Source organism: Streptomyces odontomachicola (assembly GCF_039605595.1).
Lineage (GTDB): Bacteria > Actinomycetota > Actinomycetes > Streptomycetales > Streptomycetaceae > Streptomyces.
The window spans coordinates 17,637-32,858 of the sequence record NZ_JBCFOK010000011.1; the positions used below are offsets into that span (position 1 = coordinate 17,637).

13 protein-coding genes are annotated in these 15,222 nt (G+C 71.3%); 5 read left to right on the plus strand and 8 right to left on the minus strand.

Features of this window, described 5'->3' with window-relative positions; translation table 11 throughout:
• Positions 1–40 precede the first annotated feature (40 nt).
• Complete coding sequence (locus ABEE00_RS20710; RefSeq protein ID WP_345747083.1) at positions 41–1,096, minus strand: LacI family DNA-binding transcriptional regulator; 1,056 nt, start codon at positions 1,094–1,096, stop codon at positions 41–43.
• Positions 1,097–1,291: 195 nt separating this feature from the next.
• On the opposite strand from ABEE00_RS20710, the gene ABEE00_RS20715 reads away from it, so the two are divergent.
• The 3 genes from ABEE00_RS20715 (at position 1,292) to ABEE00_RS20725 (ending at position 4,859) form a co-directional block, all read left to right on the plus strand.
• The gene (locus tag ABEE00_RS20715) at positions 1,292–3,112 is read left to right on the plus strand and encodes a glycoside hydrolase family 2 TIM barrel-domain containing protein (RefSeq protein WP_345747084.1); all 1,821 of its coding nucleotides are present in this window, start codon (positions 1,292–1,294) and stop codon (positions 3,110–3,112) included.
• Between the two features lie 245 nt (positions 3,113–3,357).
• A complete protein-coding gene (locus ABEE00_RS20720) occupies positions 3,358–4,158 on the plus strand; it encodes an AraC family transcriptional regulator (RefSeq protein WP_345747085.1) in 801 nt (266 codons plus the stop codon).
• Positions 4,159–4,427: 269 nt separating this feature from the next.
• Positions 4,428–4,859, plus strand: a complete 432-nt coding sequence (locus tag ABEE00_RS20725; RefSeq protein WP_345747086.1) for a hypothetical protein — start codon at positions 4,428–4,430, stop codon at positions 4,857–4,859.
• A 57-nt stretch (positions 4,860–4,916) separates the two neighbouring features.
• On the opposite strand, the gene gad is transcribed toward ABEE00_RS20725, so the two are convergent.
• From gad to ABEE00_RS20755, 6 genes are all read right to left on the minus strand, one after another.
• Complete coding sequence (gad, locus tag ABEE00_RS20730; RefSeq protein WP_345747087.1) at positions 4,917–6,302, minus strand: glutamate decarboxylase; 1,386 nt, start codon at positions 6,300–6,302, stop codon at positions 4,917–4,919.
• A gap of 166 nt (positions 6,303–6,468) precedes the next feature.
• Complete coding sequence (locus ABEE00_RS20735) at positions 6,469–6,876, minus strand: hypothetical protein (protein ID WP_345747286.1); 408 nt, start codon at positions 6,874–6,876, stop codon at positions 6,469–6,471.
• Positions 6,877–7,010: 134 nt separating this feature from the next.
• Positions 7,011–8,036 (minus strand): helix-turn-helix domain-containing protein, encoded by a 1,026-nt coding sequence (locus ABEE00_RS20740; RefSeq protein ID WP_345747088.1) that lies wholly within the window; start codon positions 8,034–8,036, stop codon positions 7,011–7,013.
• A gap of 84 nt (positions 8,037–8,120) precedes the next feature.
• Positions 8,121–9,125, minus strand: coding sequence for an LLM class flavin-dependent oxidoreductase (locus ABEE00_RS20745; protein ID WP_345747089.1), 1,005 nt, complete (start codon positions 9,123–9,125; stop codon positions 8,121–8,123).
• 123 nt (positions 9,126–9,248) lie between these two features.
• Positions 9,249–9,965, minus strand: coding sequence for a M24 family metallopeptidase (locus ABEE00_RS20750; protein ID WP_345747287.1), 717 nt, complete (start codon positions 9,963–9,965; stop codon positions 9,249–9,251).
• 254 nt (positions 9,966–10,219) lie between these two features.
• On the minus strand, positions 10,220–11,173 hold the full coding sequence (locus tag ABEE00_RS20755) for a hypothetical protein (protein ID WP_345747090.1): 954 nt from the start codon (positions 11,171–11,173) through the stop codon (positions 10,220–10,222).
• 597 nt (positions 11,174–11,770) lie between these two features.
• Here ABEE00_RS20755 and ABEE00_RS20760 point away from each other — a divergent pair.
• Both ABEE00_RS20760 and ABEE00_RS20765 read left to right on the plus strand, forming a co-directional pair.
• Positions 11,771–13,105: a family 2 encapsulin nanocompartment cargo protein terpene cyclase gene (locus ABEE00_RS20760; protein ID WP_345747091.1), complete on the plus strand. Its 1,335-nt coding sequence runs from the start codon at positions 11,771–11,773 to the stop codon at positions 13,103–13,105.
• Positions 13,106–13,120: 15 nt separating this feature from the next.
• The gene (locus tag ABEE00_RS20765; RefSeq protein WP_345747092.1) at positions 13,121–14,005 is read left to right on the plus strand and encodes a geranyl diphosphate 2-C-methyltransferase; all 885 of its coding nucleotides are present in this window, start codon (positions 13,121–13,123) and stop codon (positions 14,003–14,005) included.
• An 89-nt stretch (positions 14,006–14,094) separates the two neighbouring features.
• Here the strand turns inward: ABEE00_RS20765 and ABEE00_RS20770 are convergent, their stop codons facing one another.
• Positions 14,095–15,090 carry a LacI family DNA-binding transcriptional regulator gene (locus ABEE00_RS20770; protein ID WP_345747093.1) on the minus strand — a complete coding sequence of 332 codons (996 nt, stop codon included), beginning with the start codon at positions 15,088–15,090 and terminating at the stop codon, positions 14,095–14,097.
• Positions 15,091–15,222 lie beyond the last annotated feature (132 nt).

The following is a 15,222-nucleotide window of genomic DNA, read 5'->3' on the forward strand; positions in this document are numbered from 1 at the left end:
CAGCCCCCCGCAGCGAACGGAAGTCGGCCGAAGCGGGACGTCAGCCGCCGTCCCCACCCCCGATCGCCTCGCGCACCCCGCTGGTCGACTCCCGCACCTCCAGCCGGTGCGGCGCGATGTGCACCGCGTACGGAGGGCTGGCCTTCGCCGAGATGCGTGCCGCGAGCGCCTTCACCGCCTGTGCGGCCAGCACGCCCTTGTCGGGGACGACGGTGGTGAGCGAGGGCGTGCTGTAGAGCGCCTCCTCGGAGCCGTCGACGCCGGCCAGCGCGATGTCGTCGGGAGCGCGCAGCCCCGCCTCGTACAACCCGCGTTGCGCGCCGACGGCCAGCAGGTCGCTGAAGCAGAAGGCGGCGTCGGGGCGGAGTTCGGGAGGGAGTTCGAGCAGCCGGCGTACGGCGGCGAGGCCGCTCGCGCGGTCGAACTCCGGCACCGTCGCGGTCAGCCGCGGATCGTAGGTGAGGCCCGCGTCGTGCAGCGCGAGCTGGAAGCCCTCCAGGCGCTGCCGGCTGGTGGCGGGCGCGGGCTGCTGTGCGCCGATGGCAGCGATCCTGGTGCGCCCCAGCGAGGCGAGGTGCGCGGTCGCCTCGCGGGCAGCGGCCACGTTGTCGATCAGCACATGGTCGGCGCGCACCTCGGTGTGCGCATAGCTGCGCTCGCCCAGCAGCACGAGCGGGAAGTCCTCGGTGATCTCGGCGAGTTCGGCGGGTTCGACGCGCAGCGGGGAGAGGATGACGCCGTCCAGCATGGACGAGCCCAGCCCGGCTGCCAGCCGGCGCTCCTCCTCCGGGGACCCGCTGGTCTCCTCGGCCAGCAGAGTGAGGCCGACGCGCGCGGCCTCCAGGCGTACGTGCTGGGCGAGTTCGGCGAAGTAGGGAACGGCCAGGTCGGGGACTGCGAGCGCGATCAGCCCGCTGCGGCCCGTACGCAGGCCGCGCGCGGTGGAGTTGGGCCGGTAGCCGAGCTCCTCGACGGCCCGCAGCACGCTCTCACGGGTGGCGGAGGAGACGCCGGGAAGCTCCCGCACAACGTTGGACACGGTCTTGACGGACACTCCGGCGCGGTCGGCCACGTCCTTGAGTCTCACTGCTGACACCGGCGGCCCTCACTCCCCAATCGGCTTGCCTCCCGGGCGCGTTCGCGCACCACCCACCTCGCGGCGCCCGCGCCGCAGCCTATCGCCGCGGACGCCTCGGCCGGGTTGACCCTCGGCACAGCGATCAATTACAACGTTGTAAAGCTGCACCATCCAATCGAAGCATCCCGCCCTACGACGAGAGAGGTGCGGCCCATGCCGTGCTCCTTCCTGGACGCAGAGGGACACCCCCGGCCCCAACTCGTGCGCGACGCCGACTGGCGGGACCTGAGCGGCCCGTGGTCCTTGGCCTACGACGACGAGGACACCGGCCGTCACGCGCGCTGGATGGACCCCGCCACGACCTCCCCGTACGTCCATACCGTGCGCGTCCCCTACCCGCCCGAGTCGGCGGCCTCCGGCCTTCGGGAGCGCGGATTCCATCCCGTCGTCTGGTACCGGCGCACCCTGACGGCCTCCCCTCCCCCGCCGGGTCGTCGGCTGCTGCTGCACTTCGGCGCCGTCGACCACAGCGCCGAGGTCTGGGTGGACGGGCATTCCGTGGGCCGCCACGAGGGCGGGCACACCGGCTTCACCTGCGACGTCACCGACGTACTGCGGAACGGGGCGGCACCGGACGGGGCATCGCGGCGCGAGGGGGAGCACACCCTCGTCGTACGCGCCGAGGACCAGCCGCTCGACCCCACGCAGCCGCGGGGCAAGCAGGACTGGAAGGCCGCTCCGCACGCGATCTGGTACCACCGCACGACCGGGATCTGGCAGCCGGTGTGGCTGGAGGAGGTGCCGGAGCGGTACGTCGAGCGCCTGGACTGGCTGCCCGATGTGGCACACGCGCGGGTCCGCTGCGATCTGCGGCTCAACGCCTGGCCCCGGGCGCCGTTCGAGGTGCGGGTGCGCCTCGCCGTCGAGGGGCGCGTGCTGGCGGAGCAGACCGTACGGGGTGAGGCGCGGGAGACCTCGTTCGAGATCTCCGTACCGGCACTGCGGCACGCCCAGGACCTGGACGGGCTGCTGTGGAGTCCGGAGCGCCCGAATCTGGTGGACGCGGAGGTCACCGTCACCGAGGACTCGGGAGCCATGGACCGGGTGTCCTCCTATCTCGGCCTGCGGGATATCGGCTGGTCGGACGGGGTGTTCCTGCTCAACCACAAGCCCTGCTTCCTGCGCTTCGCACTCCAGCAGGGCTACTGGCCGGGCTCCCATCTGGCCGCATCGGCGGAGGAGTTGCGCCGTGACGTGGAGCTGGCCAAGGAGCTGGGGCTCAACGGCCTGCGCATCCACCAGAAGATCGAGGACCCCCGGTTCCTGTACTGGGCGGACCGGCTCGGGCTGATGCTCTGGGAGGAGATGCCCTCCGCTTACGCCTTCGGCCCGCACACCGTCGAGCGGCTGACGGCGCAGTGGCGGGAGGCGGTCGCGCGCGACCTCAGCCACCCCTCGATCGTCGCGTGGGTGCCGGTCAACGAGTCGTGGGCGGTGCCGAATCCGGGCAGCGTGCCGGCTCAGCGGCACCTCATGGACTCGCTCTACCACCTCACCAAGTCCCTCGACCCGACGCGCCCCGCCGTCTCCAACGACGGCTGGGAGATCTCCGCCGCCGACATCTGGGGCGTGCACGACTACGCGCAGGAGGGCGCCACGCTGCGCGAGCGGTACGGAGCCGACGCCGTGCGCCGCGGTGAGCTGCCCGAACCGTGGCCCGCCGCGCGGCGGTTGCTGCTGCACGGGGCCGCGCACCAGGGGCAGCCGGTCGTCCTCAGCGAATTCGGCGGCACGACCTTCGAACCCCGCGAGGGCGAGGAGTGGCACGGCTACGGCACCGTGGCCACGCCCGAGGAGTTCGCCGCACGCCTCACCGAACTGGTCGGCGCCGCGCGGGACTCGGGGCTCGCCGGCTTCTGCTACACCCAGTTCACCGACACCGAACAGGAGACCAACGGCCTCCTCGACGCGGACCGGAAACCCAAGCTTCCGATCGCTGAGCTGCGACGCATCCTCGGCCGCGCCGGACGGTAGACGGCTGGGCGACCGGGGGCGGTCGAGGGGCGGTACGCGCGTACGGCGTCGGCGGTAGTGCTCGTACGGCGCAAATCGCGCTGTTGCAGCAAAGTTGCCTCTGCTCACAATGGGCACTTCATGCACGAAGACTGTCATGCTCAATCCAAACGGGGGGTTTGATGAGTATGTGTCAGACGCGCACGGGGCAGCGCATTACGGGCGGGACGCTGGAACTCGGCGCCGTACACGTATGGCCTGCGACGATGCCGCCTCTGCGGCTCTGTCGGACGCCGCAGCCGACCCGGCAGTCCGATCCCGGGCTGTTCCACCTGACGTTCGTCCCGCGCGGGACCGTGGTGGTCGACCAGTCCGGCGCTGGGACCCCGCACGGGCCCGGCGACCTGTACGTGGTCGACTCCTCGCACACGTACGACTGCCTGGCACTGAAGGGCGAGGGGCCGGTACAGGGGGTGGGGGTCGAGGTCCCCAGGCGCATGCTGAACGTGGACGGCGAGGAGCTCAACGACCTGCTCGGGCGCCGGATTTCGGGGCAGGAGGGGTTCGGCGCCCTGGTGGCGCAGTTCCTCACCCGCATCACGACGGACACCGAGTCCTTCCACCCCTCCGAGGGCCCGCGGCTCGGAAACGTCCTGCTGGACCTGCTCTCGGCGCTCTGCGCGCACGAGCTCGGCGCCGGGAGCGCGCTCGCTCCGGAGCGCCGGCGGCGCACGCTCACCCTGCGCATCCGCTCCTTCATCCAGCGGCACCTCGCCGACCCGCAGCTCACGCCCGGCGCCGTCGCCGCAGCGCACCACATCTCGCTCAGCCAGCTACACCGCCTCTTCCGCGCGGAGGACACCACGGTGGCCGCCTGGATACGCGAGCAGCGCCTGGAACGGGCACGCCGTGAGGTCGCCGATCCGGCGCTGAGCCACCATGCGATCCACCAGATCGCCGCGCGGTGGGGGTATCCGCAGGCCGCTGACTTCACGCGGGCCTTCCGCGCCCGGTACGGAATGCCGCCCAGCGCATACCGGCGCGAGGCGCTCGGCCACACGGCCTGAGCCGCATCGCCAAGTCCCGTGCACTCGCTGCTAAGGACTTCACCGGTGCCCCTCGCGCATGGTGTGGAGCAGCCGCCTCACGAGGGCGGGTTTCCGTAAGCGGAAATGTTCTGACGTCGCTTGACGCGAAGTGTTCTTCGCGACGGGGGGATACGGGGGAATGTGCGTTACGGCGAAACCCCGGTCCGAGCCGAATGCCCCACGCCGGCCCGCCTGACCGAGCGGACCGGATGGCGCCGGTCAGTACACGAGACCAAGGGAGAACCGTCATGATCGCAGGAAAGAAGGCCGCCGTCGGCATGGCCACGGCCGGAATCGTGCTGCTCGGCACCGCGGGCCCCGCGGCCGCCGAAAGCGTCGCGCAGCCCGCGCCGCAAGCGCAGCAGACGCAGCAGAGCCGGCAGGCTCAGCAGGGCCAGCAGAGCCGGCATTCGGAGACGAAGCCGAAGGCCCGCGACGACGTCAGCATCGTGTTCAAGCAGCACAACACCAAGGGAGTCAAGGGCGCGCTGAAGAAGATCTCCAGCAAGAAGGGCTGCGTCCGGGTCGTGACCGTCTGGTACAAGAAGGGCAAGATCAAGGACACCGACACCTCGAAGTACGTGTGCAAGAAGGGCTCGAAGAAGAATTTCTCCTTCAAGCCCGGAGACAAGCACCGCTTCAAGGCCACCAAGGTGAATACGTACGCGCAGGCGAAGTGACGTCCGCCTGAGACCGTCCGCCTGACGGAGGGGCCCGGCTGCCGGGCCCCTCCCTTTTCAGTGGTGGAAACTCGGCTGCGCCGACGCGTGCCCCGCCCCTCCGTTCTGCAGGTGTTCCACCGCCGTCTCCATGTCGCGGATCAGGAGGGAGATCTTGTCGTAGCCGGTGCCGTGCCGTACGAGGACCCGCTGGACCACGGTGTCGCCGCGGTCGGCCGGCAGCGGATAAGCGGGGACCTGCCAGCCGCGGCGCCGCAATTGGTCGGTGAGGTCGTAGAGGGTGAATCCGGCGCCGATCGGTTCGGTCAGCCGCCACGAGACGGCGGGCAGCGCACCCCTTCCGTCGTGGAGAACAGTGAACGGGCCCATTCGGCCGACCCGTTCGGCCAGCGCCTGCGCGGTCCTGGCGGCCGCCGCGTACACCTTCGTATATCCCTCGCGGCCCAGGCGCAGAAAGTTGTAGTACTGAGCGACGACCTCTCCCCCGGGACGGGAGAAATTCAGAGCGAAGGTGGGCAGGTCGCCGCCGAGGTAGTCGACGCGGAACACGAGGTCTTCCGGGAGCAGTTCGGCCGAGCGCCACACCACCCAGCCGACACCGAGCGGGGCCATTCCGTATTTGTGGCCCGAGGCATTGATGGAGGCGACGCGCGGCAGCCGGAAGTCCCATACGAGCGCCGGGTCGAGGAACGGCGCGAGGAATCCGCCGCTGGCCGCGTCCACGTGCACGGGGATGTCGAGCCCCTTCTCCTCCTGAATGCGGTCGAGTTCCGCGCAGATCTCGGCGATCGGCTCGTACACGCAGGTGAAGGTGACGCCGAGGATGCCGACGACACCGATGGTGTTCTCGTCGACGTAATCGCGCAGTTGTTGGGGACACATTCCCAACGCGTCCTTCTCCAGCGGGACTTGACGCAGTTCCACATCGAAATAGCGGGCGAACTTCTCCCAGCACACCTGCACCGGGCCGCACACCAGATTCGGCCGATCGGTGGACTCGCCGCGCTCCTGGCGGCGCTGCCGCCAGCGCCATTTGAGGGCGAGCCCGCCGAGCATGCACGCCTCGCTGGACCCCGTGGTGGAGCAGCCGAGGGTGGTCTTCTCCTCGGGCGAGTTCCACAGGTCGGCGAGGATGTGCACGCAGCGGTTCTCGATCTCCGCCGTCTGCGGGTACTCGTCCTTGTCGATCATGTTCTTGTCCAGGCACTCGTCCATCAGGGCGTGCACCTCGGGCTCCGCCCAGGTGGTGCAGAACGTCGCCAGGTTCTGCGAGGCGTTGCCGTCCAGGGCGAGTTCGTCGTGGATGAGCGCGCGGACGGCGCGCGCCTCGGAGACCCGTTCGGGCATCCGGTGCTTGGGCAGGGCCTGTTCGCTGACCGGCAGCGCGTAGACGTCCTCGAAGGGGCTCGCTGCCGCTTCGCGGTTCACGGGGTGCAGGGCCATGGGTCGATCCCTTGTTCGACGCTACGGCTCGCCCCCGGGCGGGCGCGCCGTGGTGGCTTCGCCCCTCATGGTGACCGCAGGGCCGCCCGCGGGCGAGCCGCCGCGTCGTACCGGGGCGGGCGGGGGCGGTCGCGCGTGCACTTCCGGCCATGCCCGCGCGCCCGGGTCACGTACGCGGCACGACGACCACCTGCACCTCGTCCTCGTACACCAGGCGCCCGGGGTCGGCCGAGCGCACCATCCGGCACTCGACGCCGTGCGCGCGCAGGATCTCCAGATAGCCCGGGACGCGTTCGAGGAGGTGGGTGGCGGTCGGCTTGAACCAGGCCGCCGCACCGGGGTTGGTCTCCTCGTCGTAGACGTCCGGGTCCACGGTGGAGGGGTCGGTGTACGCGGCGTCGTACCAGTCGTTGTTGACGCGTCGGAAGCGCTCCTGCTCCTCGGAGAGCCGCCCCTCCTTAGCCAGCCTGTTGACCAGGCCGAACACGCCGGTGAAGGTGCCGCGGGAATTCCGGTGCGGCGACTCGAACCGTACGTATGCGAGCTCCTCACCCGCCGCCGCGCTCTCCCCCATCTCGTCCGCCGCCACACCGTCCACCGCCATGCCGTCCGCCGGCTCCATCGGCCGCCACCTCGCCTCCGCATCCGCATACGCATACGCGTCCGCCCCCGTCTCCGCCTTCGCTGCGATCCCGAGTTCGGATCGTCTCACCCGCCACTGACATTCCCCGTCGCCGCGCGCAGCGCGCGTGCCAGCCACTCCAGGTCGGGGGTGGCGTCGGGGGCCGGGGCCCGGCCTCGTACGCGGGAGGCGAGGCGGCGATAGCGCTCGGCGTCCGCGTCCAGGCCGGACTGGAGGCTGCGGAGTACGGCGGGCAGGTGGGCGGAGGCGGCGGTACCGGAGTCGGCGCGGCCGTCGGATCCGGCGCGCGATTCGGTCTCGGACTCGGCGCCCGGAAAGAGCTCGGCGAGGAGCGCGGCCGCCTCCGGGGCCTCGGGCTCCACGCCGCGCGTTCGCGCCTCGGCGGCGGCGTGCACGATCCTGCGGGCCCACCAGATGGAGGCTCCGGGCGGGCGCGGCCGCTCCGGCGTGGGCGTGTTGAGCTCCAGCCAGGCGCGCAGCCTGGCGCGGAAGCCGGGGTCCTGCACCAGTTCGGCCAGTTCGATCCAGGCGTCGACCTGGTCCGGCGCGGGGTCGTCCGGCAGGTCGATGGTGAGGCCGCGGATGCGCTCCCGCAGCCGGGTCTCCATGTCGAGGCCGCCGAACACCTCCTCCTTGAACTCCTCGACGATCTGCTCGCGTTCGGCGGCGGACAGCCGCGCCAGCCTGTTCATCAGCGCCGTCTCCTCAGCGGTCGAGCCACGTTTCGCCACGGTGGACAGAACGGCCCGGCTCACCTTGAGCGAGCGGATGCGCGCGTCGAGCGCGGCCACGTGCGCGTCGGCGACCCCGGCGACCGTGGCCCGGCCGCTCAGCACCCGGCACACGTCCTCCAGCCCGAGGCCCAACTCCCGCAACGTGCGGACCAGTTCGGCGCGGGCCAAGGAATCGGCGTCGTACAGCCGGTAACCGCCGGCGGAGCGCGCCACCGGCGGCACCGCCCCCTCGTCCGACCAGAAGCGCAGGGTGCGCACCGGGAGACCGGTACGGCGCGCGAGCTGACCGATCGTGAGCAGACCGGGCGCCGCACTTGGCCGTTCGACAGGTCCCACAGAGGCTCGTTCGTCGTCCATGAACGAGATCCTGGACCTTCCAGCCGCTGGAGACTCAAGCGGCTCGGCAACTCGGCAGCCCGGAACTCGCCCGCGAGAAGAGACCTACGCCGCCGCCGTCTCCTTCAACCGCGGCAGCACCCGGTCCGCGTACAACTGCAGGCTGCTCCAGCCCGCCTCGATCGGCAGCCCGCCGCACAGCGGGTGCAGGATCAGGGCGCCGAGCGGGCCCTGCTCGCGCGCCTCGGCCACGCACTCCTCCGGGGTCAGGCAGCGGTAGACGCCCTCGGCGCGGAGCTGGTCGACGGTCTCGTTGGCGTGCGAGGCGGCGGCCGAACTGATCTCGGGGCGCTGCCAGCCGGAATAGGTGCGGGCCTCGTGGAGGAAGTGCTCGCCGTGTTCGGCCCACGCGCGGTCCGGGTCCTCGGTGCAGAACACGAACTGCGAACTGCTCGGCGGCAGCAGCGCGAAGCCGCCCTCGAAGCCCTCCTCGGCGGCCAGCGCGTTGTAGGAATCGGCCAGTTCGGGGAGGTGGTCGGCGGAGAAGAACGGCAGCCGCAGGCGTACGGCGCGGCGCACGGCGGCCATCGAGGTGCCGCCGACCAGCAGCGGAGGGTGCGGCCGCGTGTAGGGCGGCGGGGTCACGCGCACGGTGCGGCCGCGATAGGTGAAGGGCTCGCCGGTCCACGCCGCGAGGAGGGTCTCCAGCACCTCGTCCTGGAGGCGGCCGCGGCGCTTCCACTCGCGGTCGAACATCTCGTACTCCTCGGGCCGGTACCCGATGCCCGCCACCAGGCTCAGCCGGCCGCGCCCGATGTGGTCGAGCACCGCCGTCTCCTCCGCGAGGCGCAGCGGATCGTAGAGCGGGGTGATCAGCGCGCTGACCATGACCGCGATCCGGCGGCTCGCGCCGAGCACGGCGCCGGCGGTCGCCAGCGGCGCGGGGCTCCAGCCGTTGTCGGCGCCGTGGTGCTCCTCCAGGGTCACCATGTCGAGGCCGGCCTCGTCGGCGAAGGCGGCCATCTCGACCGTCGCGCGGTAGCGCGCGGCCACGTCTTCCCGCTCCAGGCCGGGAGCAGCCTGGTTGAAGCGGAGCACTGAACTCGCCACCGAACACCCCCACGCGTTGATGATTTCGAGCGTGGATATCAGGCGGGGGTAGAGACAACAAGACATACGCGCCCCCGCACCGGCCCTAGGGCGGCGGCGTGTGCCGTCGGCCTCCCGTGCCGTTCAGGCCAGGTCCAGCAGTTGCTCGTAGAAGCCGCCGAACCCCCGTGCGCGGTCCACGAGATGGACCTCTAGGATCCAGTGGCAGGTCTGCCCCTTGCGGTCGGTGCGGCGCATGGGGGTGTCGTTGTCCGGCGCGATGTACGACTCCGTCTCGGCGCCCTCGTTCGTCTCGTGCGGGAACTCGCCCACCAGGTGGCCGGTGTGCCAGGTCCCCAGGCTCCAGCCCGCCTCGGCCGCCAGACGCGCCATCTCGGCGTGCAGCCGCCGCCCCGTGATCAGCGGGTCGGCGGCGAAGGCGGCGCGCCCCGCGTCGAAGAGGCCCGGCAGGTCCCGCAGCAGCCGGAGCTTGTGCGGGTCGCCGCCGAAGACGTAGGTGCGGCCGAAGTCCGCCTCGTACTGCTCGAAGATCGGGCCGAAGTCGGCGAAGGCGACGTCGTCCTCGGCGATGGTCCGGTCCGGCGGATTCTCCCGGTACGGATAGAGGGTGTTGGGGCCGGAGCGGATGATCCGCTTGTGCCAGTGCTTGGTGGTGCCGAACATCTCGTTGGCCAGGTCACGCACGCGGTCGCTGGCCTCGCGCTCGCCCACGCCTGGCGCCACCAGGCCGCGCGCCTCCACCTCGGCGAACAGCGCGACCGCCTTCTCCTGCGCCTCCACCAGACCCGCGACCCGCCGGGCCTCCTCCGCATCCGACGCCGTGGCCGTCACGCGAAACATCCCCATCTTCCGGTCGTGCCCCGCGCCCGTACGCGCCGGCACTCGTCCCGTACACGCTCGTGCTCGTCTCGTACGCGCCCTTCCGCGGGGCGGACTTCCGCCGCATCCGCGACCCTGACCACCCACTCCTCCCCCGGCCTGCCGCTCACCACACGCCCCTGCCCTGGCAGATGCCGCTTTACGGGGGACGGCGGATGCTCCGACCCTACCCAGCGCCTCTGACAGCGGGGCCTCGAAGCGCCTGACCAGGGGATTCAGCGCAGTGCGCGCTCCCTCCAGAGCTGGAAGCGCTCCAGCGGGTCGCCGTCCAGGCGCCACGGCCAGGCGGTCACGGTCGTGCCGATGGCCTGGAACGCGTCGGCCGCCGCGGTGAGCCTGTCGGCCTGGATCAGCGCGTACGCCAGCAGGTTCAGGTCGGCCAGCGCCGCCGCGTGGCGCAGGAACCCGGGCCGCGTCCACTCCTGGTGCGCCCGCTCCAGAAGGGTGGACACCGGCGGGTGCGCCCACTGCTCGCGCGCCATGAGCGAATCGGCGAGGTCGCCGGAGCCGCTCGCGGCCGACCTGTGCTGGCGCCGTACGACCGAGACCAGCTCCGCGCCGATCGCGGGCGCGTCGGCGGGCATGCGCGCGCGTGCGGCGTCGACGAAGTCGAGGAGCTGCATGTGCGAGCCGCACTCCTCGGCCGCGAGGTAGCCGGTCATGTGCAGGAAGGCCTCGCGGTTCCAGGTGTCGCGGGCCATGATCTCCTCCCACACCGGGAAGACCTCCTGGGAGGGCCGCCGCATCAGACGCAGCGCCCCGAGCAGCACCACCCAGGGCGCCGGGTCGTCGGGGTGCAGCTCGGCGACGCGGTGGCACAGCCCGATGGTGGCCTGCGGGTCGGCCAGGGCGCCGCCCCGCTGGCCGTGCCGCAGATCCACCTGCGCCTTGAGCAGCAGCGCGTCGGCGGTGCGCGGGGCGCGGGAGACCCACGCCTGCGGCAGGTGCGTGTCGCCCGTGCGCTCGGCCAGCACGGACAGCCGGTGCGAGCGCCGGTCCCAGTCCTTGCCCGGCTCGTCCAGGGCGCGCTGCACCTGTGCGATGTGGAGCTCGATGAGGCCCGGCGCCGGCGGGGCGTCGAGCACCTTGAGCACCTTGGCGAGCGCGTCGTCGTCGAGCTCAGGCGCGATCCGAGGTCGCTGACCACGGCGGGATCGGAAGAGCGGCATGCCGCAGAGCCTAAAAGAGGAACGCCCGTACGAAGAACCCCGACTGGATCTTTCCGCTTCTGCGGTCTTCCGTACCAAATGGCACGCATAGCACTACATGCACCGCTGCGTGACCTGGGCAGTTCGCGACGCACGGACGCGGTACGGGAGAGCGGACGCCGGTACGGGGCGACCCCGCCCCACAGCTTCGCGTACGCGGCTCGCCCACACGTTCGGAACCTCTCACCCGTACGTCTGGCAGATTCCTTTCGCCCCGGAACCCCGCGGGCGGGGGCGCGCGGCGCGACGCGGGGTGGTCTTCGGGGCTGCGGGGCTCGGCTGTGGCCGGAGCGGCCCGGTTCGCCTCGTGCTGAGCAGCAAACACGGAGTGATCCCAACTGTCTTGATGACATTGCTCGTTGAGATAAACCCGGTGCGGGCCAAGAACGCCGCATCGAGGTAACTCCGCTTGTCCCATGGGGCGTTGGCGGGGTTACCGGTCGTACTGTGGCCAGCGAACTGCACGGCTTCCTATGGATTCACCCCACTCTTTCCCCTTCGCCCTCGGACCGCAGGAACGGGCAGGGAAGACCCACCCACACCAGCAAGGAGCCACGGATGTCCGAAGCGGGGCCTCCCCCTGCGCCCACCCTGCCGGGACCGCCCTCCGTACCCCTCCCGGCGCCGGACGCGCCGGCCGCGAGATCCCTCCCGGAAGAGGAGGAGGGCGCGGCCGTGGTGCGGCAGTCGGGGCCCGTACTGGAGCGCCTTCTGCGCGGGCCCACCGGGCTGGGCACGGCGGGGCTGTATCCGGCGTCCCGCGCGGAAGCGGCGTCCCCCGAGGCGCCGGCGCCTCCCGCGGAAGCGGCCCCCGACGCGGCCGGGCTCCAGGAGTCCGGGGCGCGCGACGAGACCGCCGCATGCGCGGAGCCCGGGACATGCGAGGAGCCCGCGGCCGGCACGACGGCCGGGCAGGGCCACCCGATCCCGGGGCTCTACTACCACCCCATCGCCGAGCCCGACCCGGTGCGGGTCGCGGAGGTGGACAGCCGGATCAAGGCGTGGGCGGTGCACGAGGTGCGGGCCTATCCGCCGGAGTGGGAGGACCAGTTCGACGGCTTCGCCGTCGGGCGCTACATGGTCGCCTGCCATCCCGACGCGCCCAGCGTGGACCACCTGATGCTCGCGGCGCGGCTGATGGTCGCCGAGAACGCGGTGGACGACTGCTACTGCGAGGACCACGGCGGCTCCCCCATCGGCCTCGGCAGCCGGCTGCTGCTGGCGCACACGGCGCTCGACCCCTTCCACACCACGCGGGAGTACGAGCCGCCGTGGCTGGAGTCCCTGGAGTCGGACGCGCCCCGGCGCGCCTACCGGTCCGCGATGGACTACTTCCTGCAGTACGCCACCGCCTCGCAGGCCGACCGCTACCGGCACGACATGGCGCGGCTGCACCTGGGCTATCTCGCCGAGGCCGCGTGGGCGCAGGAGGAGGCGGTGCCGGAGGTGTGGGAGTACCTGGCGATGCGCCAGTTCAACAACTTCCGCCCCTGTCCGACCATCACCGACACCTGCGGGGGCTACGAGCTCCAGGCGGACCTGCACGCGCGCCCCGCCATGCAGCGCGTGATCGCGCTGGCGAGCAACGCGACCACGATCGTCAACGACCTCTACTCCTACACCAAGGAGCTCAAGAGCCCCGGCCTGCACCTCAACCTGCCCGTGGTGCTGGCCGAGCGGGAGGGCCTCTCCGAGCGGGACGCCTACCTCAAGGGCATCGAGGTGCACAACGAGCTGATGCACCGCTTCGAGGACGAGGCCGCCGCGCTGGCGGCCGCCTTCCCGGTCCCCACCGTGCTGCGCTTCCTGCGCGGGGTGGCCGCGTGGGTCGACGGCAACCACTACTGGCACCAGACCAATACCTACCGGTACAGCCTGCCTGATTTCCTGTAAGAAAGGACCCCTTCCTTGGCAAGCACTCCGTTCACCAACGTCAAGTCTCCCTCCGCGTTCGTCCCGGCTCCGGCGTCGCCCTACCAGAGCGACATCGCCCGCTACTGGGACCAGGAGGCCAGGCCGGTGAACCTCCGCCTCGGCGACGTCGACGGGCTCTACCACCACCACTACGGTGTCGGCGAGGTCGACCACGCGGCTCTCGGGGACAGCCACGACAGCGACTACGAACAACGGCTGATCGCCGAGCTCCACCGCCTGGAGTCGGCGCAGACCCAGGTGCTCCTCGACCACGTCGGCTCCATCGGGCACGACGACACGCTGGTGGACGCGGGCTGCGGGCGCGGCGGTTCGATGGTCATGGCGCACCAGCGCTTCGGCTGCTCGGTCGAGGGCGTCACGCTCTCCACCAAGCAGGCCGACTTCGCCAACGGGCGCGCGAAGGAGCTCGGCATCGAGGACCATGTGCAGGCCCACGTCTGCAACATGCTCGACATGCCGTTCGAGACGGGGCAGGCGGCGGCCTCGTGGAACAACGAGTCGACCATGTACGTCGACCTGCACGACCTGTTCGCCGAGCACTCCCGGGTGCTCGCCGTGGGCGGCCGCTACGTGACCATCACCGGCTGCTGGAACCCGCGGTACGGGCAGCCCTCCAAGTACGTGTCCCAGATCAACGCGCACTTCGAGTGCAACATCCACTCCCGCCGGGAGTACCTGCGCGCGATGGCCGACAACCGCCTCGTCCCGGCGGCCGTCGTCGACCTGACAGCCGCGACCCTCCCGTACTGGGAGCTGCGCGCGACCTCCTCCCTGGTCACCGGCATCGAGGAGGCGTTCATCAACTCCTACAAGGACGGCTCCTTCCAGTACCTCCTGATCGCGGCCGACCGCGTCTGACCCCCAGCACGCGCACGAGGGGCGGATCCCGCAACACCGCGGGTCCGCCCCTTTCGGCGCGCCCCCGCGCGCCCTTGAAGCAGACCTGCTCAGCCACCCAGCTCCACGTACGCCGAGCTCCCCCGGACCACCAGCTCGCTCGGGAACGTCTCGGACCTCGGGGGCAGTTGAGGGTTCTCCATGCGTTCCAGCAGCAGGCGGACCGCCGCTCTCGACATCTCGACCGTCGGCTGGCGGACCGTGGTCAGGGCGAAGGAGTCCCATGAGGCCATCGCGATGTCGTCGTAACCGATCACCCATACGTCCTCCGGCACGCGGCGACCCAGGGAGACCGCGGCGTCCAGCGCGCCCAGCGCGGTGAGGTCGTTGGCGCAGAAGACGGCAGTCGGCGGCTCGGGCAGTGACAGCAGTTCGCGCATCGCGGCGCGCGCCGTGCCGTGGTCGAAGCCGCCGTACGCGGTGAGGCGCGGGTCCAGGGGCAGGCCGTGTTCGCCCAGCCGGTCGGTGAAACCGCGCTCGCGGTCCCGCGAGGTGCTGGGCCTGGGCGGGCCCGCGAGGTAGCCGATGCGGCGGTGCCCGGTCCCCGCCAGGTAGTCCGCGACCAGCCGTCCGCCCTGCACGTTGTCGGTGGTGACCTGGTCGTACGGGGAATTCTCCAGGCCGCGGTGGAGAAGGACGACGGGGCCGGCGGCGTCGGCCCCCGCCGGCAGCTCGTCGGTCGCGGCGGTGAAGATCAGCCCGTCCACGGTGCGTTCCTGCATCGCGGCGAGCGCGCCCTCCTGCCCGCTGCCCGCTGCGTTCCACAGCACCATGCGCTGCCCCGCCCGCTCCAGCGACTCGGCGACGGCTTCCAGGAGTTGGGGATAGAAGGGGTTGGTGATGTCGGAGACGACGACGCCGACGGTGGCCGTCCTGCTGGTGCGCATGGTGCGCGCCGCCGCGTGCGGGCGGTAGCCGGTCTCCTGCATCGCGGCCCGCACCCGTTCCGCCGTCCCCTCGGAGACGCTGCTGCTCCCCTGCAGCACGCGGGAGACGGTCGCCTGCGAGACCCCGGCGAGCCGGGCGACGTCGCGGCTGGTGACCATGCGGTCCTCCAAGGTGACGGTACGGGTCTGAGCTGCGCGGACAAGCGGTGACGCACCCTGCGGGAAACAGGGTGTTTACGTATACACACTAGCGGGTCTAGTGTTCGTGCCGCGCCATGAATACGTACACAT

What these genes read in the sequence shown, in the direction of transcription:
- ABEE00_RS20715 (WP_345747084.1), top strand. Translation starts at nt 1,292, where the DNA reads ATGCCGTGCTCCTTCCTGGACGCAGAGGGACACCCCCGGCCCCAACTC.
- ABEE00_RS20725 (WP_345747086.1), top strand. Translation starts at nt 4,428, where the DNA reads ATGATCGCAGGAAAGAAGGCCGCCGTCGGCATGGCCACGGCCGGAATC.
- ABEE00_RS20740 (WP_345747088.1), bottom strand. Translation starts at nt 8,036, where the DNA reads ATGGACGACGAACGAGCCTCTGTGGGACCTGTCGAACGGCCAAGTGCG.
- ABEE00_RS20750 (WP_345747287.1), bottom strand. Translation starts at nt 9,965, where the DNA reads ATGTTTCGCGTGACGGCCACGGCGTCGGATGCGGAGGAGGCCCGGCGG.
- gad (WP_345747087.1), bottom strand. Translation starts at nt 6,302, where the DNA reads ATGGCCCTGCACCCCGTGAACCGCGAAGCGGCAGCGAGCCCCTTCGAG.
- ABEE00_RS20760 (WP_345747091.1), top strand. Translation starts at nt 11,771, where the DNA reads ATGTCCGAAGCGGGGCCTCCCCCTGCGCCCACCCTGCCGGGACCGCCC.
- ABEE00_RS20755 (WP_345747090.1), bottom strand. Translation starts at nt 11,173, where the DNA reads ATGCCGCTCTTCCGATCCCGCCGTGGTCAGCGACCTCGGATCGCGCCT.
- ABEE00_RS20735 (WP_345747286.1), bottom strand. Translation starts at nt 6,876, where the DNA reads ATGGGGGAGAGCGCGGCGGCGGGTGAGGAGCTCGCATACGTACGGTTC.
- ABEE00_RS20720 (WP_345747085.1), top strand. Translation starts at nt 3,358, where the DNA reads ATGCCGCCTCTGCGGCTCTGTCGGACGCCGCAGCCGACCCGGCAGTCC.
- ABEE00_RS20770 (WP_345747093.1), bottom strand. Translation starts at nt 15,090, where the DNA reads ATGGTCACCAGCCGCGACGTCGCCCGGCTCGCCGGGGTCTCGCAGGCG.